The organism is Streptomyces sp. NPDC052236 (assembly GCF_044548015.1).
GTDB lineage: Bacteria > Actinomycetota > Actinomycetes > Streptomycetales > Streptomycetaceae > Streptomyces.
In genome coordinates this window covers 55,273-79,750 of sequence record NZ_JBIUBL010000016.1, presented here as the reverse complement: position 1 = coordinate 79,750, position 24,478 = coordinate 55,273, and the positions used below count along the sequence as shown (strand labels likewise).

Sequence of the window (24,478 nt, the reverse complement as noted above, 5' to 3'; positions counted from 1 at the left end):
GGCATGGATTTCATCGAGCTGGACGGCGTCGAGAAGGTCTTCGACGTACGCCGTAAAGTCGGCCGCCTGCGGCGCGAGAAGCAGCAGGTGAGGGCGGTCGACGGGATCAGCTTCCGCGTGCCGCGCGGCGAGATGGTCGGCTATATCGGCCCGAACGGCGCGGGGAAGTCCACGACCATCAAGATGCTGACGGGGATCCTGACCCCGAGCGGCGGGCGGCTGCGGGTCGCGGGCATCGATCCGTCCCGGGAGCGTACGAGGCTGGCGCAGCGGATCGGGGTGGTCTTCGGGCAGCGTACGACGCTGTGGTGGGACCTGCCGCTGAAGGACTCGTACCGGCTGGTGCACCGGATGTACCGGATCCCGGACAAGCGGTTCCGGGAGAACCTGGACCGGTGTGTCGAACTCCTCGACCTGGCGGAACTGTTGGATGTGCCGGTGCGGCAGCTCTCGCTCGGGCAGCGGATGCGCGGGGACATCGCGGCGGCGCTGCTGCACGATCCCGAGGTGCTGTATCTCGACGAGCCGACGATCGGGCTGGATGTGATCTCGAAGGCGAAGGTCCGCGACTTCCTGCGGGAACTGAACGCCGAGCGGGGGACGACGGTGCTGCTGACGACGCACGATCTGACCGACATCGAGCAGCTGTGCAAGCGGGTGATGGTCATCGACCACGGGCGGCTGATGTACGACGGGCCGCTGGCCGGTCTGCACGAGGTGGGGGAGAGCGAGCGGACGCTGGTGGTGGACTTCGAGCGGGAGCTGCCGCCGGTGGTGCTGGATCCGGTTCATACGGTCCGTACGGTGAAGGTGGAGGGGCCCCGGCAGTGGCTGGCGTTCCCGGCGTCGGAGTCGGCGGCGCCACTGGTGGCGGCGCTGGCGGCGGAGTATCCGCTGGTGGATCTGTCGGTGCGGGAGCCGGATATCGAGGCGGTGATCGCGAAGATGTACGCAGAGAGGTCCGAGCGGCCGGACGAGCCGGACGAGCCGGACGGGCCGGACCGACCGGAAGAGGCCGTGCTGTGACTGCTTTGACTAGTCTGACGGTATGACGAGCGAACTCCCTGAGATGCGTGCTTCCGACTCCGAGCGCGAACGGGTGGCCGAGCGACTGCGTGACGCGGTGGCGGAGGGGCGGCTCGACATGGACGAGTTCGAACAGCGCCTGGACGCGGCCTACACGGCACGTACGCACGGTGACTTGGAGCCGCTGGTCAGGGACCTGCCGGTGACGGGAAGCACAGCGGCCACGACCCGGTCCGGCGGCTGGGCGCAGCGCGTCGGCGGCCCCGCCACGTCGCGGGGAGGGTTCGCCTTCTGGGGAGGCTTCGGGCGGAAGGGCACCTGGACGGTGGGCCGCAGGTTCACGGCGTTCACGCTGATGGGCGGCGGCGAGGTCGACCTGCGCGAGGCGCGCTTCGAGGACCGGGTGACCGAGATACGCTGCTTCGTGCTCATGGGCGGCATCCATGTCGTCGTGCCGCCCGAGCTGAACGTCGAGGTGAGAGGCATCGGCCTGATGGGCGGCTTCGGCGAGCAGAGCGACGGCGAGAGCGACCCGGATCCGTCGGCGCCGCGGGTGATCATCTCCGGCTTCGCGCTCATGGGCGGCGTGGGCGTGGAGCGCAAGCGCAGCAAGGCGGAGAAGCTGCGGCTCAAGGCGGAGCGCGCGAAGCTGGAGAAGGACGGGCGGGACGGGCGGGACGAGCGCAAGGAGCTGGGCTGAGCCGCGTCGGGAACTGGATGTGCGTCCCGGGAGTACGTGAGGTAGGGACAGTGCGTACAGCACGCGCGGACGGGTGGAGCGATGGAACGTACAGAACCGGAACGTACAGAACCGGAACGGACGGACGGCACCCGGCCCGCTGGGGCCAAGGGGGCGCCGTCCCCGCCACGCTCGCCGCTCCCCTCCATCACGTACACCGAGGCCGACGCCGCGAAGATGCGCGGCGTGCGCATGATGAAGCGGACGGCGACCGGCGCGCTCCTGTTCGTCGCGCTCGTCTTCGTACTCGCCACCTGGGCGGAGCACTCCGGCGCGGGCGCCTGGACCGGCTATGTCGCCGCCGCGGCTGAGGCGGGCATGGTCGGCGCGCTGGCCGACTGGTTCGCGGTCACGGCGCTGTTCCGCTACCCGCTCGGGCTGCCCATCCCGCACACCGCGATCATCCCGAACAAGAAGGACCAGCTCGGCACCACGCTCGGCTCGTTCGTCGGGGAGAACTTCCTCTCCGGCGAGGTCGTACGCACCCGGCTGCACGCCCTGTCCATCGGCGGCCGACTCGGCGCGTGGCTCGCGGAACCCGCCCACGCCGACCGTGTGACCGCCGAGCTGTCCACCGCGCTGCGCGGCGCGCTGACGGTGCTGCGCGACTCCGACGTACAGGCGGTCGTCGGCGAGGCCATAACGCGCCGGGCGAACAGCGCGGAGATCGCCCCCGGCATCGGCAAGACCCTGGAGAAGGTCGTCGGCGACGGCGCCCACCACCGGGCGGTCGACCTGATCTGCGCCAGCGCCCACGACTGGCTGGTCCTGCACTCGGACTCGGTGATGGACGCGGTCGAAGGCGGCGCGCCGGGCTGGACGCCGCGCTTCGTGGACCGGAAGGTCGGCGAGCGCGTCTACCGGGAGCTGCTGCGCTTCGTCACGGAGATGCGGGACATGCCCGGCCACCCGGCGCGCGGCGCGATCGACCGTTTCCTGACGGACTTCGCGTCCGACCTCCAGTCGGACACGGACACCCGGGACCGGGTGGAGCGCATGAAGTCGGAGCTGCTCGCGCGTTCGGAGGTACAGGACGTGATCGCCTCGGCCTGGGGCTCCGTACGCACCATGATCATTTCGGCGGCGGAGGACGACCGCAGCGAACTGCGGCTGCGGGCGCGCGCCTCGCTGCTGTCGCTGGGCAGCCGACTGGCGACGGACAGCAGGCTGCAGACGAAGGTGGAGGGCTGGCTGGAGGGCGCGGCGGTGTACGTCGTCACGACGTACCGCGCCGAGATCACCTCGCTGATCTCGGACACGGTCGCGAGCTGGGACGCGGAGCACACCTCGCGGAAGATCGAGGCGCACATCGGCAGGGACCTGCAGTTCATCCGGATCAACGGCACGGTGGTGGGCGCGCTGGCGGGGCTGTTGATCTACACGGTGGCGCATGGGCTGGGCGCGTGACCGGTTGTGCCGTACGGTCGCGCGCCCAGCCCTGAGGGGGTGCCGTGAAGTACGTACGGGAGGCGGGACCCGTTCAGTTCAGCGCCTGCTACTCGCAGCCGACGCCATCGCCGTCGCGGTCGAGGTGGCGTCCGTAGCCGGGTTCCCCGGAGCGGATGGGATCGGCGCCGGCGGCTCGTACGGCGGTGCAGTTCTTGTAGTAGGTGGACCCGCCCCCGCCGCCTGAAGTGCTGCTGCCGCCACTGCCGCCACTGCCACCGCTGGAGGACTCGCAGCCGATGCCGTCCCCGTCGCGGTCGAGGTGGGGCCCGTAGCCGGGCTGCCCGGAGCGAATCGGGGCGGCGCCGGCGGCTCGTACGGCGGTGCAGTTCCCGTACGAGACCTTGGGCTTGGCGGGGGTGGGCTTCGGCTTCGGCGCGGGCGGGGGCGGGGGCGCGGCCACGGTGATCCGTACGACAGCGGTCCCGGTCAGCTGCTGCCCGGCCACGTCCACGCGGTAGGTGAACTGGTCCTCGCCCCCGTACCCCGGGCTGGACGTATAGACGAGGGTGGACCCGTCGAGCTTCGCGGTGCCGTGTTCCGGCGCGGTGTCCACGGCGAGCGTGAACCGACCGGCGGCCAGAGCGGCTTCCACCTTCTGTGACGCGCCGTCGGCGAGCGTGACGGTGTCGTTGTCGAGCACCTTCACCACAAGCTTTTTGCCCGCGTCGGCGCTCTCCTCGTCGTCGACGAGCGCGAGAGCCGGTTCGGCGGACGGGGTGGGCGTGGGTGTCGGCGTGGGCGGTGCGGGAGTGGACGCAGCGGCGAGGGGTGTCGCATCCTCGCCGCTGCCCCCGTCCTCGCTACTGCTCCCGCACCCCGCGAGCCCGAGAGTTAATACCGCGGCGCAGGCTGCCGCCGCCAGCGTGGTGCTCCCGTGCGTACGGTGCGTACCCCGCATACCGCGCGTACTGCCTCTTTCTGGCATGTGCCCCCCAAGGCGGTTGGATCCGATGGATCCGGACTGAGGGGGCGAGCATGCTCCGGAGTGAAGATCGCGCGCCACCAAATGGCGGAACGTCCTCCGATTGTGATGAACATGTGCGTAGATCGTGTACGTCAACGCCCGTACGGCTAAGGCGGACGGACGGCCCTACTGGGAGATGGGCAGGCAAGTGGGGGTCTCCGCCCCGGGGTTGAGGTGAAGGCCGGTGACCTTCACAAACCCCCCGCCGCCCCAGTCTCCGTGGGTGGGGGCGGTGGACATGGCCGCGACGACGAGGGTGTAACCGTCCTCCATTCGCTCGGGCCACAGTCGGAAGGCGACGGTTTTCCGCCTCTCCCTGGGGGGGAGCCCCACCGCAGAGCCGTCTGGGGCATACACGACACTGCCGGTCGCCCACTCCATGCGGGGACCCGCACCCTCCACCGCACGCTCGGCTGCGGCACGGTCGAGCTTCCCGTCGACGGCCGGGCAGCCCTCCGTGAGCGGCAGGGCCGTGATGCCAAGGCCGCGGAGCTTGGCGATCAGCCCCGGGGAATCGAAGAACTCCTCGAACTCGACCTCGACCGAGCCGTCGGACCCGCGCTCGATGGCGTAGCCGACGGTGTCCAGGTTCCCCAGGGTGGGGGAGTCCGTGCCGCCCCCGGCGACCGACGACCGGTCCGCGCCGGGCTCTCCCGCAGTGGAGATCCCGATCGCGGTGGTGGCTGCCACAACGGCCGCCGTCGATGCCACCATCCAGGCGCGACGCCTCCGTGTCCGCCGTACGCGGGAATGGACCTGCTCCGCTTCCACCGGCTGCTCCAAGAACGCCGAACGGTCCTCGAACATCCGCTTGACCTCATCCTCAATCGTTGCCATCTTCGTCAACTCCCTGTCGCTCCACTGGGGCTCATCCGGGCCGCCGGCGACACCGAGGCGTCGAGGCGGAGCCGGGCGAGGGCCTTGCTGTTCTGGCTCTTCACGCTGCCGACCGAGCAGCCCAGGACACGGGCGGTCTCGGCCTCGGTGAGATCCTCGAAATAGCGCAGGACGAGGACGGCACGCTGACCACGCGTCAGCCGCCGCAACGCCCGCCACAGGACCTCCCGCTCGTCCACCGCGGCCATGGCATCCACCTGCCGGACGCTGCCGTCCGGCAACTCGTCGGCGGGCACCTCGTCCCGCCAGCGACGCCGCCACCATCTGCGCTGCGTGTTGACCAGCACCGTGCGCACATAGGCATCGGGATCGTCACCGATGCGGGACCACACCGGCCATGCCTTGGCCAGTGCCGTCTGCACCAGATCCTCTGCCCCCGCCACCTCACCCGTGAGGAGATACGCGGTCCGCAGCAACCACGGTGATCTTCGAACGACGTACTCATCGAAACCCGATCGATCCGACAACCCTGCTCCTCCGTGCTCCCGGACGCTGTCAACTGTCAACTGTTCTCAGTCGTTGGCAGGCCCAAATGGTTGGCAGCCGGGGCGGACGGTGCCGCGTCCGCGCTGTGGACCGGAACCGCGGCGGACTGCCATCCTGCGGAGAAACGGGGGAGGCGCTATGACGGACGGGATTCCGGCCGAGATAACCGAGATAACCGAGATAGACGAGACCAGGCCGAGCATCGCCAGGGTGTACGACGCGGTGGTGGGCGGCGATGTCGGCCGCTACAACCGGGCCGTCCTCGGCCGCGGCGTACGGCACATGGCGCAGGCGGGCATCCGGCAGTTCCTGGATCTGGGCTCCGGCCTGCCGACCGTCCAGAACACCCACCAGGTGGCCCAGGCCGCCGCGCCGGACTCCCACGTGGTGTACGTCGACATCGACCCCATCGTGCTGGCGCACGGACGCGAACTGCTCGCCGGGGACGACCGCGCCACTGTGATCACGCGGATTTACGCGACCCCGGGACCGTACTGGAACACCCCGAGGTGAACCGGCTCATCGACTTCGACCGGCCGGTCGGCCTCATGCTCCTGGGCGTCATCCACCACCTCAATGACGAGGAGGACCCGGTGGGCATCGTGAAGAGGTATCTCGATGCGATCCCGCACGGCAGCTATTTCTTCCTCACACACTTCTGCGCCACCAGTCCCGAAGCCGCCCTACTGGAGAAGGCCCTGCTGACCGACCTGGGGACCGGCCGGTTCCGGACTCTGGAGGAGATCGCGGCGTACTTCGACGGACTGGAGCTGGTCGAGCCGGGCGTCACGTATCTGCCGCAGTGGCGCCCCGATGAGCCGGTCGAGCCGCCCCTCACCGTGGGCCAGTGCCTGATGGCGGGCGGGCTCGCCCGCAAGGTGTAGGCACCACCGCCACCGCACACAGCCCTCACCGCGCTCCACCTACGCCTGCGTGACCGAGCAGCAGCTTGAACTGCCGCCGCTATGTGGAGCGGACGGAGGCAGCGCCGAGGTGGCGGGCCACCTGGGAGGGATGAGTCAGCTGGGGGTAGTGCCCGGCCCCGGCGATCTCGGCCACCGGGTGGTCGACGGCCGTGACCAGCGGGTCGTCCGAGCCCACGACGATCTGGACCGGGACGCTCACCCGCTCCAGCAGCGCCCGCGACTGCCGGAGCTCGGCGAAGTCCGTGCGTACAGCCGTGGCCACCCGGCGCGCCACCCCGCGACGGCGCAGGTCCGCCGCGGCGCTCTCCACCTCCGCCCCCTCGGGGACGCCGAGCGCCCGAGCCAGCCGAGCGGCGGACATGCGGCGCATCATCGGCACGGCCAGGCCCGAGCGGGCGAGCCGCGGGGCGGGTGCCTGCAGGAACGCCGGGGATACGAGGACGAGCCTGCTGATGCGGTCCGGGTGATCGACAGCGAAGCGCAGCGCGGGTCCGCAGGCCAGGGAGTGTGCGACCAGCGCGGGGCGGGTCCGCACCGGGCTCAGCAGGTCGGCCAGCCACGCATCCACCGGCGGTTCATTCTCCGCCGCATGATCCGGGCCGGGAGTGGTAGTCACTTGATGACCCTGCGGAACCATGGGAGATGGATGCGTGCAGTGGCTGGTCAGCGGAAGACCGTTGTCTTTCTTATCGGGGCACCCGGCGTCGGAAAATCAACCACCTCGCGCCGCTTGGCCGCCGACTTCGGCCTTCACGCGTTCCAGAGCGGCCAGGTCCTGCGGGACGCGGCGAAGAACGCGAAAGACCCTCGACTACGGCAGCTCATCGATTTCCGGATGAAGCGCAGTATGCCGATGCCGGTGGAGGTGTACTGCCGACTGGTGCGAGACCACATTCCCCGGGGGGCGAGCAACGGCCTCGTCTTCGACGGCTATCCACGCAATGTCGAACAAACGACGAATATCCCTGCCGTTCTCGAGACGGTGAGCATGACCGATGACCAGGTGATCGGATTCGTTCTCGAAGCACCGCAGGATGTGCTGATCGCACGTTCCGCCACGCGTTTCGTGTGCGGAACGTGCGGTCAGGAGACACAGGGAGAAGGCGGTTGCTGCCAGGCTCCACGGGTGCACCGGCGAGCCGACGACTCGATGGGGCATCTCCTGGCGAGAAGCGAGCGTTTCCATGAACTGCTGCCGTCGGTGAGGCAGGCGTTCGCCTCGCGGTGGCCGTGCTTCGACATCAATGCCGGCCGATCGCACGACGAGGTTCTGGCCTCGATCAGGAACCACTTACAGCTCTTCTCCGAGAGCCTGGGCGATCTCTGAGTACGCGGCCGCCTCATGCCGCAACAGCGACAGCTCTTGCGGTTGTTCCGCGACCTTGAAGCAGGGGAGCCCTTGCAGCTCCCACACCTCGGCTTCGATCCAGCACAGCTGGCGGTACTTCTGGGGTGCCATGGCCTGGGATCCGAAATCCCAGCCGACCGCGGAAACGGGGTTCCCGACGAACTGCTCGGCTGCGCGACGACGGTACTCGTCCCGAGTGATCGTTGCCGGATGCAGAAAAGACAGGTCGAAACCGTTGTCGGCAAGCCCGAAGGCCGCCAGGCCGAACAGGAATGTCGCCTCGATCCCCTGCCCGCGACAGTATTCGGAGATTCTCCTGGCACCGACCAGCGCTCCGGCGTACGAAAGAACGAACACCCGGTCGACCGGGTGATGCTTTCGATACTCCCCGATTGCTGCGATGACCGTCGCCCCCGACGCCACCGTGTCTCCCAGGATGAGTGTCCGGCTCGGGGCTTCGAACTTCGCGTAGGGAATTTCGATGTCCACGCGATCGCCGGAAACGGAGACCCGGGAAGTGGCGATCAGGTTCGTCGGCAGGTTCTTTCCTGTCTCCGCGGCGACCGCCTCCGCGAGTTGGTACACGATCCCTTTGCTGAGAATCATCAGCTCCGCGGACTGCTCGGGGTCGAACTCGTCCAGTAGATGTCCGATGAACAGGCGAGAAGCCTCCAGGCATGCTCGCCGGAATTCAACTCCTGTCAAGTTCCGGTCGAACATGATCCGCTCAAGCGGTTCGTTGTGAACCAACGAAAGGCGCAACGATGGTTCGGTGGATACGGCTTGCTCAAGGATGCTGCCGGATGTGCTGGCGATCACGGGCGTCCTCTCCTGTGCTCCTCAGGCTATTCCGCCTATTCCGCTAAACCGAGCCGCTCCTGGGCAGCCAGCATGGGGGCGTCGTGGCGCAGCACGTTGCTGCGGTATTCCGTGATGGCTGGTTCCAGCCACTGCGGTCGGGAGCCGGGGGCCTTCTTCTCGCCCAACGTTTTCACCAGAGCCTGGCCGGCGTCGTAAAAACTTTCGACCACGTACGACGCCAAGGACGCCACGTGCGGATGGACGTAATCAGTGACGGTGGCACCCCGGTAGTGCAGTTCATCCAAGCGGTACTTGGAGTTGCGAGGAGCTACGACGATGACCGGTGTTCCCATGGCCGCCGCCGCTGCCATCTCGACGCCGATGCCGAGCCCTCTGCGTTCTCGCGCGTCGACGATCACGGCATCAGCCACCATGACCTGATACATGTCCCGGCCGAACTGCCCCAGCACGTTTCCGGGGTCGGTGATGGGGTCGTCGGGATTCAGGAATACCACGTCGTAGGGGTGGGCTGTTTGCCGCACCTGATCCTTTTCGATTTTTGTCCAGCAGGTTTTCTTCTCGTCCCCGGCTCCCTTTGTGATGGATCCCGAGCAATATGCTGACAGCAGCATTTTCATGAAGCCCCTTCCTGGTCTGTATTGGTGCGTCACGCTAGCACAACTGAGATACCACGGTGCCCACATTCCGCTGCGCCTGTATGAGGTTCATGGCATCCTCCAGTTCGGTTATCCTTCTGATCCGTATGACGGCCGATCTGAGTGAAACGGGCGAATTTTGCGCGTAAAGGGCGAGTGTCAGTTCACCGAATTCTGGCATCGACCGCAGGGAGACAAGGTGTTGCCAGCTCGCCGCGCCATGGACGTATGTATGAATTCCGATCCATTGCAGCGCCAAATCGAATCTCCGTGCGGAGAGCAGTGAGAAAGTGGAATCTCCTCGTGTCTCGGAGATTCCGCAGGACAGGTCCGAGTGAAGGAAATCCACCAGCATGTTCGCCCGGAGGTCCCGAAGGTAACTCAGCAGGTACGCCCTCGACAGCAGCATGTTGATGCGGGTCGTTTCGCGCGCTGTCAGACCGACGGGAATCACCTTCTGCACGAACCTGCCCACCGCCGCTTGTCCTTCGAGCCGCTGCGGGACGGAATGAAGCGTCTCTTCAATCTCTCCCCGGCGGCCCGCCCATCGCGCCGAAACCGACTCAACGAGCCCTGTGAACTCGCCGTTCTCCTCGAAGGCGGAATGCCACAGGGTGGCGATGTCCGCTGTCGAACTTCCCAGACGGGGCTGCCACGTGACATCCCGCTCCGCGGCCATGTCCATCTTCAGCACGTACGGATTGACTCGATCGTGTCGATATTCTTCCGCCTTGATGTCCCGATAGGCCTCAAGATCCATCACGGGCGCGACGCAGGAGACACTCCCCGACACGACGAGAGGCGAAATTTCATGCAGGAAGACGGAGAAGCACGGCACCTCGAAGATGTACGAGGCGGGAAACACAAGGTTCGCATCGGTCAGCAGGACGGCGAGTCTCGTGATCCGCAGAGAGTCCTTCAGTACGCGCTCCGACTGCACGCCTCTGCAGTTCAGGCCGTAGCAGGCCAGTACCTCGGGATTCAGATACTGGATGAACAACGGCCGGCTGCGGTCGTACGTATGTGACGGCGATGACCGCGGTACTGACCCACCGTTCGCCGCGCCGACATTGACGTACAGATCCCGGCCCGCTCCGTAGACGTCGCGCTGGGACTCCATGCGCTGGTCGTGCCCCCGGTCGATCGCCACGTCAGGTGCGACCGTCCCCGGTGTGCGGGCCGAACTGGACGGTCTGATCACGGCCGGCCACATAGGCGTCCCGAGCCGCGGAAATGTGCTGTGTGTGCCCACCCCTGCCAGGCCGTTCGCCGAGGGTCTCCTCGACAAGGCTCAGCAACGCTCTGAGGAGCGCGGCACGGTCCGGGTGCTCCTCAAGTACTGTCTCGAAGCGGGCCGACCATCGAGCGCCCTCCGCGGCATGGACGGTCTCCTCCGTCCCCGGGGCCGCTTGCGCAACGGCCTCCTGCGAAGCGTCCAGGCGCACCAGCGCGTCCGACTCCCGCCCGGCGTCGCCACGGCCCAGCAGCCTGGCGGCACTGTCGCGTACAGCAGCCCAAGCGTCGGTCGTCATGGCCTGCACCAGCGCCGTGCCACCCGCGCCGGCCAGAATCAGAAGTGTGGGATCCATGTGCCCCCCGGCCTTCGACGCCCGCAGTTCGGCAGTCTGTCCAAGTGTGATGAGCCTGGTTTACCGTCACCAGACCCTCGCCGGACAGAGATTCACGAAATGGCCCGAAGAGCGCGAAGGGAACTGCTACCGCCAACGGCTTCTAGGAGAGGGCGACTTGGGCCGCCCATCGAGCGGCACACGACTCACTGACCTCATTGACCCTCCGGCCCCCAGGCAGTGAAGAACCGCGCCCGAGCCGGTTCAGGCTGAGGTGTCGGGCTCGCTAGGGTCTGCCGGATGAGTGACCTCAAGCCCGTCGTATGGCTTCTCACCGGGATGCCCGGTTCAGGCAAGACCACCTTCGCGAAGGCGCTGGAGCGGGGCGGCGTCATCCGCCTCTCGGTGGACGACGAGATGACCGCCCGACATGGGCGGATGGGCAAGGACCATGCCGAACGCGACCACCTCACGCTTCAGAAGCCGGTGATCGAGGATGTCCGGCGGCAGCTCGCCGAGCACCTGCGGGACGGCCGTTCGGTCGTGCTGGACCACGGGCTCGGGACTCGCGCGGTCAGGGACGACTACAAGCAGCTGGTCACTGAGCACGGTGCCAGGTGGCGACTTGTGTACTTCCAGGTCGAGCACGACGATCTGTTGCGACGACTGGCGAAGCGCAACAACGACCCAGCACACGGGGTGATTTCACCCACGACGCTCGCCTGGATCGCCGAGCACTCCGAGGCTCCCGTGGGTGAGGGCGAAGAGCCCCCGATGCTCCCGACTTCAGCCTCCAGAGCCGGATTCCCCAGGGGAACGAGCTGATCACCGCCACCGGCTCGCAGAGTGGCGGACCGTGCCCGAGCTGCACCCGGTCTTGGGCACTGACAACGGGCGCGGAACCGGCAGTGCGCGCGCTCGCCTCGCCGAGCGCGTGGGTTCATGACAGGCAGACTTAGGCGCCACCACTACCTGAGCCGGGAACTGGCCATCGGCTGGAGCTGCGGCATCCGAGGCCGCCCGTCCCAGCCGGTGGCAGACCTGGCACGCAGGCTCGGCGTCGTCGGCGGTTAGGACCTGTCCGGCGGATCATGCCTCGGACGCGGTGGTCTGGCACCCCCGTCTGCGGCGTTGTCGTCTGGTGAGGGAGGAAGAATGAGCGGCATGACCATGGTGAAAGACATCGATGTCCCCGGTATGCAGCACTGTGAGACGACGGCGCTGGGCGTGCTGCTGCGGCATGAGGGACTCGACTTGTCCGAGCCCATGCTGTTCGGGCTTGGCTCCGGGCTGTCCTTCATCTACTGGGACAGCAAAGGCATGGGCTTCCCCTTCCTGGGAGGCCGGGTCAAGCCGTTCGAGCTCACCAGGAGCCTGGCCGCCGTACTCGGGCTTGAGCTGCTGGTCGCGGAGACCACCTCTCCGCGCAAGGCGTGGCAGAACGTGGCGGCACCCATCGACGCCGGTCGGCCGGTCGGCCTTCAGCTCGACAGCTACCACCTGGACTACTTCAGCACCAAGGTGCACTTCGGCGGGCACGTCGTGGCCATGTATGGCTACGACGAGCAGGACGCCTACCTGGTGGACACCGACCCGCAGGGCGGAGCCGTGTCGACCAGCCTCGCCGGCCTGGCCAGGGCCAGGGCTGAGCGCGGCCCCATGACCGCCAAGCACCGCTCCTTCACCATCACGGCGGCCAGCAGCCTGACGTCACCGCAGGACCGGATCATCCCCGCGATCAAGACCTGCGCCGACGCCTTCCTGAACCCGCCCATCGCGAACCTGGGCCACCGGGGCATCGAGAAGACCGCCAAGCAAGTGCCGAAGTGGCTGAAGCGCAGCGACAATCCGCAGGAGGACCTGCCACGGGCCGCCGCCCTCATGGAGAGGGCCGGCACCGGCGGCGCCCTGTTCCGCAATCTCTACCGGGACTTCCTCGCCGAGTGTGCCCAGCTGATCGACAGCAGCCATCTGCGCACTGGCCACAGCCTGTATACCGAGGCCGCCACCCTTTGGACACAGGTGGCCGCACTCGTCGCGACAGCAGGCGAATCCGGCGACGCGAAGGACCTCATGCAGGCCGGCTCCATCCTCCACGAGCTCTCGCGAATCGAACGCGATGCGATGCAGGCACTCAGCATGCTCTAGAGGCGGCGCAGGGTGATGAGGGAGTGGACCGGTTCACCCCCGCGTAGACGGGGAGGACGGTACTGGCGCCGGACTACCAGTGGATCGTGACTTTGCTGAGCGACCGCGCGATAACGGATGGCGAAGCGATGAACTGCCGCCGAATTGCCGACGCACTGGGGGCAGACGAGCCCGGCAAGGGTGGAGGGAGTGCGTTCGAAGGCGGCTCATGAGCCCGGCCTGACCGTCGCACCCGACTGACTCGTCACGACATCACGAATTCACACTCAGTAAGAACCAATCGCAAAACGCCGACGGCGCCCGGCCGTTGGGTGGCCCGGGCGCCGCGTCTCGAGGGATCAGAGGTCCGAGTTCCAGAGGGTGTCGGAGGCGATATGCTGCCATCTTCCGGTCGTGCTTGTGATGTTTTGGTTGAGATACACGTCCACATGGTCGGTACCACCGGCGGGCATGTCGACAGTGAAGTGGAAGTCGGTGCTCGTGCCGGTCCCCCGGCCACACGCCGTGCGCGTTTCTGTCTTCGTCACACCCGTACTCGTGCCCAGGCTGATATCGAACTGAGCCTGAACGCACCCTGTCGTGTGCGACTTCACCGAACCCTGGATGACGACATCCTGGTTATGGAAGGTCACGCCACCGATGGTGTAACCGTAGTCAGGGCCGTAGAGATCGGCATTGAGATTGAACTGGTGGGTGTTGACGGCCGCGGCCGTCCCCGTTCCTATGACGCCGAACAGTCCCGTGCACAGAGCGATGGTGGCGGCGCCACCCAGGAACCTCTTCACGAATTTCCCCTCCCGTTTAGCAAGCAAACATATGTGCGATTGATGATCATCGAGAAGCTATCCACTGCCGCAGGGTGTGTCAACGGACGTGGCCTGGATGCGTGGCTCGGAGGGGCTCTCTTCCCTCCTCACCGAACAGCGGCTCTCCCCAAAGCCCGCACGCCGGAGTCCTACCCGCGCTGGCAGGCTCGCTTCCTACGAGGCGGCCGGCTGCCTCAGCGACAGCGAGCCCCGCCGAGTCCGAGCCGAGCGTGGCGGGGCTCGCCCGGTTGTTTCCCGCACCCGCCGGGTGGTGTGAGGCGGGCGTGAACAATGAACCCGGCTGCGGGGCCCGATGATGGGCGGCACCGCCGCGGCCGAAACGGCGCTGAGTCAGCGTCGGATGTGGGGAATCAGCGCACGGTCGTCAGGCAGCGACGCCGAGTTCGTTGCGGGTTCGCTGGACGAACTCGCGCACGGCCGGCTCTCGCCGCCAGGGGGCCAGGGCAGCGTTGAACTCGCGGACGTAGTCCTTGGCCCGGGTGGACTGGACGTGGGCGAGGATGTCGACCGAGCGGTGGCCCAGCTCCAGGCCGTGGTCGAGGTCGCGGGCCTGGAGGTGGGCGGTTCCCACGATCGCCAGGCGCATTCCGACCGAGCGGGTGAACACTCCCGGCGGCATGGCGGCGGCCCGCTGGTTCCAGGCCAGGGCCGCCTTGGGGTTCTTCAGGTCCCGGAAGATCTCGGCGGCGTCCGCTGACAGGCGGGCATGGTGATAGAAGTCGATCCAGGCGGGCTCCAAGCCGCTGTCGGAGGCGTCCGACCGGCTCAGGAGGTCCTCGGAGGCCGCAAGGGCCCGTGAAGCGGCCCTGGGGTCGGTGTCGCGGGCATAGGCCCGGGCCTCGATCAGCTTGGTGAACGCCAGGACCCTCGGGACGGCCTGGCCCTTGGCCCGTTCGAAGGCGCCCGGGCCATATCGATCGCCTCGCTCGCGAAGCCCCGAAGCCCCGAAGCAGCGAAACAGCATCGCCATCGTGGTCAGCACATAGCAGCCCAGTTGCACGTCACCGCCCGCGCGGGCGAGGCGGAGAGCCTGGATGAAGCCGCTGGGCGGCCTGGTGCTGGCCGACGTCGAAGGATGCACAACCTTGCCCGGGCAAGCGGGCTCGACCTCACCAGAGGTCTTCCTTCAGATGCCCAGCTCCTCCTCGATCGCCATGGCCACGGCTGGCCATGGAACATTCGGCTCACCGAACAGTCGCCAATAGCGATACGAGGCGCGAACCAGGGAGCTGACACCCAGCCTCGCCGAGTCACGGTCGATCGTTCCGATCACCCGGCGTGTGATTCCGCCTGCCCCCCGCACGGCGGGACGGATGCCATGCGCGAGGAGGAGAGTGGCGGTGCGGACGGCGTCCAGGGTCGCCGGGGCCGCCAGGGACGCGAACCTGCCGAAGACGAGGTCTCTCCACCCTCGCCGCGTACGTGCCCACGCCAACCGTTCCAGTCCGGTGCCGAGGTCTACCGCCATGCGCGCAGGGTTGTCGGCGTTCCAAAGGAGGACGATGTCGCCGAGAGACAGGTCGAGGTGGTTGAAGCGAAGGGTGACACCTTCGACTTGGCGGCGCCGCCATGCTGCCAGCTTGCCGTGGACGCTGATGTGGCGCGCATGGAAACCCAATCGCGACAGCACGCTGAGCCAGCCATCCAAGATCACACCGTATTCGTCCGTGCACTGAATTGGCTGGACACGGGAAACGTTGACGAACGAGGTCAGAAATCCTTCCCGGAGGTCGCCCGATGCGTCACGCTGCCCGGTGAAACGAACAACAGGCTGGGGCAGGAAGCCGCTGCGGTAGGTCAGCGGACGCCCGTCTTTGAGGAGGGGGTCAAGGGCTTGGACGGCCGAGATCGTCAGCTCGGTCTCGCGGCCCCATCGAAGTGGCAGGCAGGCGTCCTGCAGGACGCCCTGGGCCGCGAAGCTTGCCTTCAGTTCCGCCAGCAGCTCCTCCCACGACGGGGCCTGGCGGGGCGGACGGTACGGCGAGCCTCTGTGGGCATGCTCGATTGTGATCCGCCCGTCGGTGATGGTGAACTCCCAGTTCGCTCCCAGAGCTTGGCGCAGGACCGCAGGTAAGCGGCCCTCTGTATCGGTCGGCGAACCGGGCGCGGGCTCTCTGAGACCGCTCGTCAGCATGGCCGAGTCGACATCGCCGTAAAGTGGCGGGCCGGATCGAAGCGATGCATCCCGATCTCCTGGACCTCCGTGTGGTTGAGGTCTTCGGCCTGCTCGATCGCGAGGGCGAGAAGCTCCGCTGCGTTTTCGTCGTCCTCGTCGGGGTCGGCCACCGTAATCACGCCTGTCCGCTCGCACAGGGCCGCCTCGGCACAGGTTCCCTCGCGCCACGTGAGCGCGGCCATGGGGGTGCCGCCACGGAGGGACTCTCCGAAGACGGCGGCGCCGGCCTCCACGTACGTACGGGCGTAGGCGTAGACGAAGACGGAGGCGTCGCGGATGGCGGCGGTCTTGGCCTGGCCACCGAGTTCGCCGGCCCACTTCACGTGGTCCGCGCTGAAGAGGCGTTCATGGTGGCGCACATACGCCTCGTCGAAGACGGGGCCGACGACCTGGATCCGGCGGCCCAGGATCTGGGCCGCTCGGACGGCGATGTGCGGCGCCTTCTCCTCATCTATTCGGCCGAGCCACACGAGGTCGCTACCGGCGACGGCCGGTGGTTCCTCCTCGTCCAGGCCGAGATGAACGGCGAGTTCGGGGATTGGCTGGTGCCCTGCGTACCGCTCGATCATCTCGGGCGAGTAGCAGTAGAGCCGTGACCGTTTGCCGTCGAAGGCCGCGTCGGCGTGCTGGAAGACAGGGGAGTGCTGGAACGTGGCGACGTCGCAGTCCAGCTCGTTCCAGGTACGAGTCCAGGCTGGCAGCGATGGGTATTCGTGCCCGCCGACCAGGAGGTCGTATCCGGTGCTGCGGAGATCGCGGGAGGCGAGGGATCCGGTGGTGATGTCCTCCAGGCGGACCGGCCGACGGACCCAGTCGTTCTCCAGGTCCGTGAGCCAGCCCGGCCCGAGGAGGTGTACGTCGGCGCAGACGCCGACGAGCACTATGCCTCCGGTGTTCCGTCCGCCGAGATACGGCGGAAGCCGAGGTACGGGACGAGCGATTCGGGCAGGACGATGGAGCCGTCCTGCTGCTGGCACTGCTCAAGGAGAGCGGCCAGGGTACGGCCGACGGGGAGGCCGGAGCCGTTGAGGGTGGCGACGAGCTTGGGCTTGCCGTCCTCGCCGCGGGTTCGGATGTTGGCCCGGCGGGCCTGGAAGGTGCCGAAGTTGGAGACCGAGGAGATCTCGCGGTACGTGTTCTGGCTCGGGATCCAGACCTCGATGTCGTAGGTGAGCTGGGCGGAGAAGCCCGTGTCACCGGCGGCCAGCTTGACGACGCGGTAGGCGAGGCCGAGTTCCTTCAGGCACGCCTCGGCGTGGCCGACCATTGTCTCCAGCGTGGCGTCCGCGTCCGCCGGGTCGACCATCTGGACGATCTCGACCTTGGCGAACTGGTGCTGGCGGATCAGGCCCCGGGTGTCACGACCGTACGAGCCTGCTTCGGACCGGAAGCACAGCGTGTGCGCGGTGAGCGCCAGCGGCAGCTCGGCCGGAGGGATGATCTCGTCGGCGTAGAGGTTGGTCAGTGGCACCTCGGCCGTCGGGATCAGGAACAGCTCGCGGTCGGCGACGCCGGTCTTGAACAGGTCTTCCTCGAACTTCGGCAGCTGCCCCGTGCCGGTCATCGTCTTACGGGTGACCAGGTACGGGACCGCGTGCTCGATGTATCCGTGCCGACGGGTGTGGAGGTCGAGGAAGAGCGTGGCAAGGGCACGCTCCAGCGCTGCCCCGGCGCCGCGCGAGACCGCGAAGCGTGGACCGGACAGCTTCGTCGCCCGCGCGAAGTCGAGGATGCCGGCGGCCTCACCGAGGTCGACGTGGTCCTTCGGCTGGAACGGGAACGTGGGCGGAGTGCCGACGCGCCTGACCTCGACCGCGAACGCCTCGGTGTCACCGTCCGGAGCCGCATCGTCCGGCAGGTTCGGGATGCTGAGAAGGAGCTCGCGGAGCTGCTCCTGGACCTGTTCCTGCCCGGCCTCGATGTCCCGGATCTGGTCCTTCAGCTCGCGGGCGCGCTCCTTCAGCTTGGCGATGTCGCCGCCCTGCTTGGCCGTCTGCTGGACCTCGCTCGCCACCCGCTTGGACTCAGCCCGCAGCTCGTCGGCCGAGCGGATGTTCTGGTTGCGCCGAGACTGGAGGGACTCCAGCTCGGACAGGTCCAGAGAGTAGCCGCGACGAGCGAGCCGACGAACCGCTTCGGCACCCATTTCAATCAGGGCGCGGGCATCATGCATGAGGGAGATCCTTCTGATCCGGCGAGTGGGATACGGAACCGACGGTAGCAACCGCCCAGCCCTCGCCGATCCGGAATATGTCCGCGCCACCGCGGTCGGCGCGACCTGGTGGAACGTCGCTGTCGAGATCGCTCAGCAGCGCCGTGATCCAGTCAGACAGCTCGTCGTCGGGTACGGCGATCGGCTCGACGTACGGTGCCTCCGGGAAGAAGAGCGGCATGTCCTCCTTCGGAGATCGGCTCTGATGCCAGAGGAGCACGGAGGCCCAAAGGCCGTGGCCTACGAGGACGCGGGGCCCGGGGCGCTCCAGGGCGGCCAGTACTCCTGTGAGCATCCTCCGGATGCCGTCGCGCTGTGACACGGCGCAATCCGCCGGCCGCTCGTCTGGGGTGACTCGGGCTTTGACTCCGCCAGTACGACGGAACACCGGGTCAGTGCCGCTGCGGCGGTCAACCCGGCCCGCGTTGACCGCTGGCCAACTCCAGGGGATTTCGGATGCCTTCACCACCCGATGACGCGACCGTACGCGACTGAGATGCCGTTTGGACGAGAGCCGTCGCCTTCATATCTAGCGTCGGGCTTGAACAAGAGCGTGGGTGCCGCTCGTACGCCACGCATGCCCCGACTGTTCGAGTGCGCTCAGTGTCTTCCGGTCCATTCCCACGATGACGTCGGACTTCAGCGTGCGGAGCGACACGGCAGCGCCTGGGAAGTATGCCGTGAGGTCCGCGAACGGCGTCGTCGCGTCCCACATCCGGTCACCCACAAGACGGCGGTAGTTGAGGTCACCCTTCAGGATGGTCAGCGTGACAGCGGCGAACTCCTGTCGCAGGTCCTCGGGCATCTCCTCGTACGGCAGCGGCGCGCAGAAGAAGGGGTGGGTGCGCACCTCCAAGTGGCCAGACGCCATGGCCTTCCAGAGGCGCCCGCCGATCCCGCCGGCTTCGCCGGGCGCCTGGGCGAGGCGGCGTAGGCAGTCGACGACGTCCGTCGTCGTAGCGTCGGAGACGTAGTACGGGTAGGGCTTGACGTGAAGTACGACCTGTTCAGCACGCCGATCTTCGAGGAGGTGGTCGATAAGGACCAAGTCGGGGATCAGTTCTCGTCCAGCGTTGTCCGCCACGACGGCGACGGTGGACGGCGCTCCGGTAGGTAGGAGCTGCCACAGCACGGCGCTGTCGTCGGCGACCAGGCCGGGGTCAGCGTCGCCGAGGGCCGGCTCCCCCGCCGTAACGCGGAAGCCGAGGTCCGCGCGGTTGCCCCAGAGCGAGGCGTGGAGCAGAGCCGTGGCCCGCTCGTCGGCCGGCGCGTCGGCGAGTGCGTCCAGGGCGCGCAGTTCCTCGTCCACCGCCGCGCCGCGCAATTCGGCCTGCTTGAAGGGGGCGAAGGGATCGACTCCCTGCCACGGGCCCGTACCGAAGTACCCGATGGCCCCGAGGAGCCTGCGGTAGAAGTAGCTCTCCGCCCACAGGAACGGGGTGTCGAACCACGGTCGCCCGAAGTGTTCCCGTCCCCAGTCCGACCAGGGCCCGTGGTCGTGGTCCGTGGGTGCGAGCGGTTCGACGACACCGTTGGTGATTTCGTCCAGCAGGGCGTTGAGGGCCTCGTGCTGTCGGTGGCTGTACGGGGAGGCGTCTCGCACCTGTTGGATCAGGGCCGGATGGCGTTTGGCCAGGACGCCCCAGGCGAACGAGCCGGGCTCGTTGCTCAGGATGACCGGCGCGCCGGGTTCGGCAACTGGGCCGGAGCCGCAGTCCGCCTCATCGCCAGAGGCGCGGGAAGTCCTCTCTGTCATGGTGTCCAAGCCCTTCGCTTGTCGCTTATGTGTCCTTGACCTCCAGGGCCACGACCCCCGCCGCGCTGCCTACCAGCACCTCGCCCGTCTCGGGTTCGAAGGCAGCGCAGGCGATGTGCGGATTGGTATGGGCGAAGAAAGTCCCGGAGAAAACGAGGACATCGATCTGCCTTAAGGAACCGAGCAGGAGGGATACCCAGATGTCCCGGGGGGACGCTGGCCCGGTTCGGGTGGACCTCGATGATTTCCGATCACAGCGCTTCGAGGTGAACCGGTCTCAGACGTCGATACGGGCGACCTTACGGCCCACCTTGAGGTATAGCTCAGCACCTTCGAGTGCTCCGACCTCGGTCACAACTGCGCCGAGCGTCTGCTGCACAGAAGCCTCCGTGAGCGGTGTGGGTTGCTGGTCTCCGTTCAATTCGCGGATCAGGCGGAGGCCGTTCTGCTGAGCCACCCGACGCACGGCGGAGAGGCTGGGGGCGAAGTCCAACGTGCGGCTGATCAGCGCCCCGAGTGTGTCCTCGGCGTGGTCCGTCAGGGAGACGACGGGGAGGTTCTGGGTGTCGCCGAAGGAGCGCTTGGAGAAGCGCGCCGTGAACTCCGCGCGGGCGGCGGCAGCAGCCTTCAGGCCGTGGAGAGCGGCCACCACCTCACCGGCGAGGATGCGCTTGATCGCCATCGGGTGCGCCGTGCCCGCCTCCAGGCGCTTGGTGACCACGCCGATCTCGTCGTCCGTCCATTCGGTGAGCAGCTGGAGGTACGGCTCGGTCAGGTGGTCGGGGACGGACATCAGCCGGCCGTAGACGTCATCAGGCGACGCCGTCAGGCCCACGTAGTTGCCCTTGCTCTTGCTCATCTTGGTGCCTGTGCCGTCGGTGCCCTCGATGAGCGGGGTGGTGATGACGACCTCAGGGGCCTGCTCCGAGATCTCCATGACCTTGCGGCACATCTGGAGGTTCAACAGCTGGTCCACACCGCCGAGTTCGACATCGGCGTCGATGGCCACAGAGTCCCACGCCATGACCACGGAGTAGACGAACTCGGCGACGGACAGCCCATGGCCATCAGCGAGCCGGGTGCGGAAGTCCTCGCGCTGGAGCGACATGGAGACCGGCACCCGGGCGAGGACCCCGACGAGCTCCGGCAGGGTGACCTTGTTCAGCCACTCGCCGTTGAAGCGCAGGTCGGCACGCTCGAAGTCGATGAACGGCGTGACCTGCTGTTGGTAGCCGCTCAGGTTGCGGGCGATGTCCTCGTCGGTGAGGGGCGGTCGGTCCGAGGAGCGTCCAGACGGGTCACCAATCTTGGCTGTGACATCACCGATGATGAAGACGACATGGTGGCCCATCCGCTGAAACCGGCTGGCGATGATGATCGGCACCGCGTGGCCGAGGTGGACATCGGGCGAGGTCGGGTCGATGCCGTACTTGACGACGAACGGGCGCCCCGCGTCCCGCGCGGCTTCGATCTTCTGGGCGAGCACCGCGGCCGAGGGGATCAGGTGATTCGCGCGCCCCTCGACCAGGGCCGCCTGTTCCTGGGGGGAGAGGTCGGAGAGGTCCAGCGAACGCCTGGCTGTTGTCTCGTCGAGCAGCTGCGCGACCGTATAGTCCGCGCCCAGGTCCGCCCCATCGAGGATGTGCATGACACGGGTGACAGACTCGCTCAAACGGCTCATGGCGCTTATACGCTCCTGGGTCGGACAACTGGCCTGACCAGTATGGGATTGGAAGCGGCGATTTTATCATCGCCGCCCTCGATACATCGCCGGGTGATCACGAATGGGCCTGCTGTCCCGGTTTCGTTGTCAGCCGCACCAGCGGCCGTCCCGCGATCGTGCTGGAGAGGGACCGGAGCCACGGTGTTATTGGGGCACGCGCCCGGAGCGTGCCAATGAGCATTCCCGGAATCAGGCGCATCGCGGACAGACGCTCCTTTCGCTGCATGGCGGATTCCACTCTGTGGCCGAAAGCGAGTGTGCGGAAATGCCAGGAAATCCTTGTGAGTCGGCGAGTGGTCGCCCACGACGGAGGGTTCTCGTGCATCGCGCGAAGGCGATCCGAGAGCGCGATGCACACGTCAGCCCGATAGTCCTGTGACACGCCGGGCGTACTGCGGTCGGTCATGCTGCGGGGGTGCACGCGGTAGAAGGTCAACGGGTCGCGGAGGGCGATGCCTCGGCCGGCCTCACGCAACGCGTGGAAGAAGATCTCGTTGTTCACGGGCAGGAGGCTGAGGGCGGCATCGCGGTGGACCAGGAGTGTGCTGGTGTTTCCGCCCGGGTGTGGTTCCCGCAGCATCGGGTTTCCGTGGGAGTCCACCACGTTTTCCCAGTGCTCGATGAACAGCGTTTCGCCCCTCATCGCCTCAGCGCATGTACGCAGCTTTGACGGGTGGAACCAGTCATCGGCGTCGAGTGGAGCCACCCAGTCGCCGGTACTGAGGAGAAAGGCGTCGGTCAAGGTTTGGCCGAATCCTTGCTGGCTCCTCCGAATGACCTTGATGTTTCCTTCGTGGCGACGGCATACCTCCTTGGTTTCGTCGCTGGAGCCGTCGTCGATGACGATGATTTCTTGAAGGACGAAGTTTCCTGGCTCCTGTTTCAGACAGCTTGTTATGGCCTGGTCGAGATACTGGCCGTAGTTGTGGCACAGGATCACGCACGAAATACGCGGAGGGGCGCTCACCGGTCACCCCCGTATACGCGGGCGTAGGCATCCAGGATCGCCGTGTGTTCCTGGGCCCTGTAGGCGAGGAACTCGCGGTCGACGCGGCGAGGTCTGGAGCCGAGCCGTGTTGCCGCGTTCTCCAGCGCGGTCAGGAATTTCTCTCCAAAGAGGTTGGGGTGCCCCTGCGACCAGTCGAACCATTCGGGTTCCTCGACGAGCTCCTTGTGCTGCTCGTACTGCTCGTGCAGGTGCCCTGTGAGGGAGCAGACCGGAAGCAGGTTCAGGTCGAAGGCTAGCTCCAGCTGCCCAGAGTGACTGCCCCAGAGGTACGGGAGCAGCAGGGCGTCGGAAGCCAGACCGGCTCTGACCACTTCTTCGTCCGTGGGATACGGGCGCATGGTCAGGCGGATGCGGGGATCGCGCCGGGCCATCTCCAGGACCAGCGGAGCGCGGCCCCCGTCGGCGAAGTCGGCAGGACTGAACGCGCGCAGAAGGACGTGGAGCGTGCTGTGGGAATCCGTGATCCCCAGGCTCCAGTTGGCCATCGTGGACAGCTGGTCCCGGCTGGCCCGTGAGGCGCCGAAGATGAGGTACCGGGCCGCTGACCTGCTCGTTTCGCGTTCCAGACCGGCCAGCAACTCCGGGGATGCGACGTACCCGTGAGGAATGACCGTTGTCCGGGGGCGCTCGCCGAGAACTTCGGCGAGCGTTGTGACAGAGCCTTCGGTGAGACAGACCCAGCTGACCTCGGCGGAGTGGAGCATCCGCAGCCGCGCGGTGAAGTCCTCGGCGTTGCCGACCATGGGGCGCGTGTCGTGAGCCGTGAAGACCACGTTGACTCCGTCGTTCAGGCACTCATCGAGCAGGCGTTCCAGGGTGGAGAGGTCCTCGAAGTCGATGTGGTGCAGGTGGAGGACGTCGAGCCATGTGAGAGGGCCGTGTTCGAGGAGCCAGGCGGCGTTCACCGCCGCCGGCACCGTGTCGCCGCTGGGGATCTCGGTCCCGTTCAGGATGTGGAAGTCACGGCTTCGCAGCTTCCACGCGTACGGGGTTCGAGCCGGGAGGTGGACGACACGCATGCCCTCGGACCGGGGAACCGCTGTCACCGCTGTTCTCCCTCCGCCTCTCCTACCCCGACGAGGAGCAGTTGGGTGGACAGGCCGTTGGAGGCGTCGTCGCTTCGGGTGAGCCCGGCGTAGCGGATCGCGAACCCGGACGCCCGCAGCAGTGCCTGGAACTCGTCGCTCGCCCACTCCCGGACATGGCTGGGGTTGCGCGGCGGACCAAGAGTGTCGTAGCCGCTGCGGCACTCGCGCGCCGGCGTGGACAGTACGGCGGCGGCGCTGCCCTCCATGAGGAGGGCACGGATCAGAGACAGGGCCGGCATCGGATTCACCAGGTGCTCGATCACGTCGGAGCAGACCACGATGGACCGGCGCACGAGGGAGGGGGCGATGGGCAGCCGCTCGGCCGACTCAAGGTCGACCTCGATCCACTCCCCGAAGGGATGGTTGTCACGGCACCACACGAGGTTGTCCCCGAAGTCCACGCCGATGTAGGACCAGGCCGGGTATTCGCCGACCAGCGACGCCAGTTTGCCCGCCCGTCCACAGCCGATGTCGATCACGACGTCGCGGCCGAGTTCCTTGGCCCAGGCTGCGGTGTACGGGTAGACGTCGGGCTGCCAGGTCACGGTGTCGTCCGTCTCGTCGAGGAAGTACTCCACCTGGTCCCGGCTGCGGTAGCCGCTCCTGATGAAGTAGGACTCGGGGCCGCCGATGGGCTGCGGGGAGGTCGCGGTGTTTGTGTGCACGAGAGACTCCTTGC

The 24,478-nt window shown here is 67.2% G+C and carries 28 protein-coding genes; 9 read left to right on the top strand and 19 right to left on the bottom strand.

The features are described 5' to 3' along the window. The first annotated feature begins 3 nt into the window (after positions 1–3). From ACIHCQ_RS25455 to ACIHCQ_RS25445, 3 genes are all read left to right on the top strand, one after another. Positions 4–1,026 (top strand): ATP-binding cassette domain-containing protein, encoded by a 1,023-nt coding sequence (locus ACIHCQ_RS25455; RefSeq protein ID WP_399666566.1) that lies wholly within the window; start codon positions 4–6, stop codon positions 1,024–1,026. A 22-nt stretch (positions 1,027–1,048) separates the two neighbouring features. Further along, positions 1,049–1,726 (top strand): DUF1707 domain-containing protein, encoded by a 678-nt coding sequence (locus ACIHCQ_RS25450; protein WP_399666563.1) that lies wholly within the window; start codon positions 1,049–1,051, stop codon positions 1,724–1,726. A gap of 81 nt (positions 1,727–1,807) precedes the next feature. Beyond that, positions 1,808–3,172: a DUF445 domain-containing protein gene (locus ACIHCQ_RS25445; RefSeq protein ID WP_399666561.1), complete on the top strand. Its 1,365-nt coding sequence runs from the start codon at positions 1,808–1,810 to the stop codon at positions 3,170–3,172. A gap of 88 nt (positions 3,173–3,260) precedes the next feature. Here ACIHCQ_RS25445 and ACIHCQ_RS25440 read toward each other — a convergent pair whose 3' ends face one another. From ACIHCQ_RS25440 to ACIHCQ_RS25430, 3 genes are all read right to left on the bottom strand, one after another. Then, positions 3,261–4,112, bottom strand: a complete 852-nt coding sequence (locus ACIHCQ_RS25440; RefSeq protein ID WP_399666559.1) for an excalibur calcium-binding domain-containing protein — start codon at positions 4,110–4,112, stop codon at positions 3,261–3,263. A gap of 192 nt (positions 4,113–4,304) precedes the next feature. After that, entirely contained in the window at positions 4,305–5,015 is a 711-nt protein-coding gene (locus ACIHCQ_RS25435) for a hypothetical protein (protein ID WP_399666556.1), read from the bottom strand. Positions 5,016–5,020: 5 nt separating this feature from the next. Beyond that, the gene (locus ACIHCQ_RS25430; protein ID WP_399666553.1) at positions 5,021–5,542 is read right to left on the bottom strand and encodes a SigE family RNA polymerase sigma factor; all 522 of its coding nucleotides are present in this window, start codon (positions 5,540–5,542) and stop codon (positions 5,021–5,023) included. 157 nt (positions 5,543–5,699) lie between these two features. On the opposite strand from ACIHCQ_RS25430, the gene ACIHCQ_RS25425 reads away from it, so the two are divergent. Together ACIHCQ_RS25425 and ACIHCQ_RS25420 are read left to right on the top strand one after the other, a co-directional pair. Continuing rightward, a complete protein-coding gene (locus ACIHCQ_RS25425; protein WP_399666550.1) occupies positions 5,700–6,074 on the top strand; it encodes an SAM-dependent methyltransferase in 375 nt (124 codons plus the stop codon). Beyond that, complete coding sequence (locus ACIHCQ_RS25420) at positions 6,071–6,445, top strand: SAM-dependent methyltransferase (protein ID WP_399666548.1); 375 nt, start codon at positions 6,071–6,073, stop codon at positions 6,443–6,445. Before ACIHCQ_RS25425 ends, ACIHCQ_RS25420 begins: the two co-directional genes overlap by 4 nt. Before the next feature lie 79 nt (positions 6,446–6,524). On the opposite strand, the gene ACIHCQ_RS25415 is transcribed toward ACIHCQ_RS25420, so the two are convergent. After that, entirely contained in the window at positions 6,525–7,103 is a 579-nt protein-coding gene (locus ACIHCQ_RS25415; protein ID WP_399666545.1) for an alpha/beta fold hydrolase, read from the bottom strand. A gap of 30 nt (positions 7,104–7,133) precedes the next feature. On the opposite strand from ACIHCQ_RS25415, the gene ACIHCQ_RS25410 reads away from it, so the two are divergent. Continuing rightward, a complete protein-coding gene (locus ACIHCQ_RS25410) occupies positions 7,134–7,814 on the top strand; it encodes a nucleoside monophosphate kinase (RefSeq protein WP_399666542.1) in 681 nt (226 codons plus the stop codon). Here the strand turns inward: ACIHCQ_RS25410 and ACIHCQ_RS25405 are convergent. From ACIHCQ_RS25405 to ACIHCQ_RS25390, 4 genes are read right to left on the bottom strand one after another with little or no spacing between them, the layout of a single operon-like run. Beyond that, positions 7,779–8,654 carry a hypothetical protein gene (locus tag ACIHCQ_RS25405; protein ID WP_399666540.1) on the bottom strand — a complete coding sequence of 292 codons (876 nt, stop codon included), beginning with the start codon at positions 8,652–8,654 and terminating at the stop codon, positions 7,779–7,781. The genes ACIHCQ_RS25410 and ACIHCQ_RS25405 overlap by 36 nt on opposite strands. A gap of 35 nt (positions 8,655–8,689) precedes the next feature. Beyond that, positions 8,690–9,274, bottom strand: a complete 585-nt coding sequence (locus ACIHCQ_RS25400; protein WP_399666537.1) for a hypothetical protein — start codon at positions 9,272–9,274, stop codon at positions 8,690–8,692. 34 nt (positions 9,275–9,308) lie between these two features. Further along, positions 9,309–10,442: a hypothetical protein gene (locus tag ACIHCQ_RS25395; RefSeq protein WP_399666535.1), complete on the bottom strand. Its 1,134-nt coding sequence runs from the start codon at positions 10,440–10,442 to the stop codon at positions 9,309–9,311. Between the two features lies 1 nt (position 10,443). Next, positions 10,444–10,881, bottom strand: coding sequence for a hypothetical protein (locus ACIHCQ_RS25390; protein ID WP_399666532.1), 438 nt, complete (start codon positions 10,879–10,881; stop codon positions 10,444–10,446). Between the two features lie 279 nt (positions 10,882–11,160). On the opposite strand from ACIHCQ_RS25390, the gene ACIHCQ_RS25385 reads away from it, so the two are divergent. The 3 genes from ACIHCQ_RS25385 to ACIHCQ_RS25375 all read left to right on the top strand — a co-directional run bounded on the left by ACIHCQ_RS25385 (position 11,161) and on the right by ACIHCQ_RS25375 (position 13,008). Next, a complete protein-coding gene (locus ACIHCQ_RS25385) occupies positions 11,161–11,685 on the top strand; it encodes an AAA family ATPase (protein WP_399666530.1) in 525 nt (174 codons plus the stop codon). A gap of 117 nt (positions 11,686–11,802) precedes the next feature. Continuing rightward, entirely contained in the window at positions 11,803–11,934 is a 132-nt protein-coding gene (locus tag ACIHCQ_RS25380) for a hypothetical protein (RefSeq protein WP_399666527.1), read from the top strand. A gap of 90 nt (positions 11,935–12,024) precedes the next feature. Continuing rightward, the gene (locus ACIHCQ_RS25375; protein ID WP_399666891.1) at positions 12,025–13,008 is read left to right on the top strand and encodes a BtrH N-terminal domain-containing protein; all 984 of its coding nucleotides are present in this window, start codon (positions 12,025–12,027) and stop codon (positions 13,006–13,008) included. A 338-nt stretch (positions 13,009–13,346) separates the two neighbouring features. On the opposite strand, the gene ACIHCQ_RS25370 is transcribed toward ACIHCQ_RS25375, so the two are convergent. The 11 genes from ACIHCQ_RS25370 to ACIHCQ_RS25320 all read right to left on the bottom strand — a co-directional run bounded on the left by ACIHCQ_RS25370 (position 13,347) and on the right by ACIHCQ_RS25320 (position 24,464). After that, positions 13,347–13,793, bottom strand: coding sequence for a hypothetical protein (locus ACIHCQ_RS25370; protein ID WP_399666525.1), 447 nt, complete (start codon positions 13,791–13,793; stop codon positions 13,347–13,349). 406 nt (positions 13,794–14,199) lie between these two features. Continuing rightward, positions 14,200–14,916 (bottom strand): hypothetical protein, encoded by a 717-nt coding sequence (locus ACIHCQ_RS25365; protein ID WP_399666523.1) that lies wholly within the window; start codon positions 14,914–14,916, stop codon positions 14,200–14,202. Positions 14,917–14,961: 45 nt separating this feature from the next. Next, entirely contained in the window at positions 14,962–15,969 is a 1,008-nt protein-coding gene (locus ACIHCQ_RS25360) for a hypothetical protein (protein ID WP_399666520.1), read from the bottom strand. Next, positions 15,963–16,892 carry a glycosyltransferase gene (locus tag ACIHCQ_RS25355; protein WP_399666518.1) on the bottom strand — a complete coding sequence of 310 codons (930 nt, stop codon included), beginning with the start codon at positions 16,890–16,892 and terminating at the stop codon, positions 15,963–15,965. Before ACIHCQ_RS25355 ends, ACIHCQ_RS25360 begins: the two co-directional genes overlap by 7 nt. Next, positions 16,892–18,184: a serine--tRNA ligase gene (gene serS / locus ACIHCQ_RS25350; RefSeq protein ID WP_399666515.1), complete on the bottom strand. Its 1,293-nt coding sequence runs from the start codon at positions 18,182–18,184 to the stop codon at positions 16,892–16,894. Before serS ends, ACIHCQ_RS25355 begins: the two co-directional genes overlap by 1 nt. Further along, complete coding sequence (locus ACIHCQ_RS25345; protein WP_399666513.1) at positions 18,177–18,518, bottom strand: hypothetical protein; 342 nt, start codon at positions 18,516–18,518, stop codon at positions 18,177–18,179. The genes serS and ACIHCQ_RS25345 overlap by 8 nt, the downstream gene beginning before the upstream one ends. Positions 18,519–18,752: 234 nt before the next feature. Continuing rightward, entirely contained in the window at positions 18,753–19,979 is a 1,227-nt protein-coding gene (locus ACIHCQ_RS25340) for a damage-control phosphatase ARMT1 family protein (protein ID WP_399666510.1), read from the bottom strand. Between the two features lie 277 nt (positions 19,980–20,256). Then, complete coding sequence (tyrS, locus tag ACIHCQ_RS25335) at positions 20,257–21,660, bottom strand: tyrosine--tRNA ligase (RefSeq protein WP_399666507.1); 1,404 nt, start codon at positions 21,658–21,660, stop codon at positions 20,257–20,259. Between the two features lie 97 nt (positions 21,661–21,757). After that, positions 21,758–22,669, bottom strand: coding sequence for a glycosyltransferase family 2 protein (locus ACIHCQ_RS25330; protein ID WP_399666504.1), 912 nt, complete (start codon positions 22,667–22,669; stop codon positions 21,758–21,760). Then, positions 22,666–23,757, bottom strand: a complete 1,092-nt coding sequence (locus tag ACIHCQ_RS25325; RefSeq protein WP_399666501.1) for a hypothetical protein — start codon at positions 23,755–23,757, stop codon at positions 22,666–22,668. The genes ACIHCQ_RS25330 and ACIHCQ_RS25325 overlap by 4 nt, the downstream gene beginning before the upstream one ends. Then, positions 23,754–24,464, bottom strand: coding sequence for a methyltransferase domain-containing protein (locus tag ACIHCQ_RS25320; RefSeq protein WP_399666498.1), 711 nt, complete (start codon positions 24,462–24,464; stop codon positions 23,754–23,756). Before ACIHCQ_RS25320 ends, ACIHCQ_RS25325 begins: the two co-directional genes overlap by 4 nt. Positions 24,465–24,478: the final 14 nt, after the last annotated feature.

Excerpts from the sequence above, each read along its gene's own strand:
- ACIHCQ_RS25455 (WP_399666566.1), top strand. The coding sequence starts at position 4 with ATGGATTTCATCGAGCTGGACGGCGTCGAGAAGGTCTTCGACGTACGC.
- ACIHCQ_RS25450 (WP_399666563.1), top strand. The coding sequence starts at position 1,049 with ATGACGAGCGAACTCCCTGAGATGCGTGCTTCCGACTCCGAGCGCGAA.
- ACIHCQ_RS25445 (WP_399666561.1), top strand. The coding sequence starts at position 1,808 with ATGGAACGTACAGAACCGGAACGTACAGAACCGGAACGGACGGACGGC.
- ACIHCQ_RS25440 (WP_399666559.1), bottom strand. The coding sequence starts at position 4,112 with ATGCGGGGTACGCACCGTACGCACGGGAGCACCACGCTGGCGGCGGCA.
- ACIHCQ_RS25435 (WP_399666556.1), bottom strand. The coding sequence starts at position 5,015 with ATGGCAACGATTGAGGATGAGGTCAAGCGGATGTTCGAGGACCGTTCG.
- ACIHCQ_RS25425 (WP_399666550.1), top strand. The coding sequence starts at position 5,700 with ATGACGGACGGGATTCCGGCCGAGATAACCGAGATAACCGAGATAGAC.
- ACIHCQ_RS25410 (WP_399666542.1), top strand. The coding sequence starts at position 7,134 with ATGCGTGCAGTGGCTGGTCAGCGGAAGACCGTTGTCTTTCTTATCGGG.
- ACIHCQ_RS25400 (WP_399666537.1), bottom strand. The coding sequence starts at position 9,274 with ATGAAAATGCTGCTGTCAGCATATTGCTCGGGATCCATCACAAAGGGA.
- ACIHCQ_RS25390 (WP_399666532.1), bottom strand. The coding sequence starts at position 10,881 with ATGGATCCCACACTTCTGATTCTGGCCGGCGCGGGTGGCACGGCGCTG.
- ACIHCQ_RS25385 (WP_399666530.1), top strand. The coding sequence starts at position 11,161 with ATGAGTGACCTCAAGCCCGTCGTATGGCTTCTCACCGGGATGCCCGGT.
- ACIHCQ_RS25380 (WP_399666527.1), top strand. The coding sequence starts at position 11,803 with ATGACAGGCAGACTTAGGCGCCACCACTACCTGAGCCGGGAACTGGCC.
- ACIHCQ_RS25375 (WP_399666891.1), top strand. The coding sequence starts at position 12,025 with ATGACCATGGTGAAAGACATCGATGTCCCCGGTATGCAGCACTGTGAG.
- ACIHCQ_RS25360 (WP_399666520.1), bottom strand. The coding sequence starts at position 15,969 with ATGCTGACGAGCGGTCTCAGAGAGCCCGCGCCCGGTTCGCCGACCGAT.
- serS (WP_399666515.1), bottom strand. The coding sequence starts at position 18,184 with ATGCATGATGCCCGCGCCCTGATTGAAATGGGTGCCGAAGCGGTTCGT.
- ACIHCQ_RS25345 (WP_399666513.1), bottom strand. The coding sequence starts at position 18,518 with ATGCTCACAGGAGTACTGGCCGCCCTGGAGCGCCCCGGGCCCCGCGTC.
- ACIHCQ_RS25340 (WP_399666510.1), bottom strand. The coding sequence starts at position 19,979 with ATGACAGAGAGGACTTCCCGCGCCTCTGGCGATGAGGCGGACTGCGGC.
- tyrS (WP_399666507.1), bottom strand. The coding sequence starts at position 21,660 with ATGAGCCGTTTGAGCGAGTCTGTCACCCGTGTCATGCACATCCTCGAT.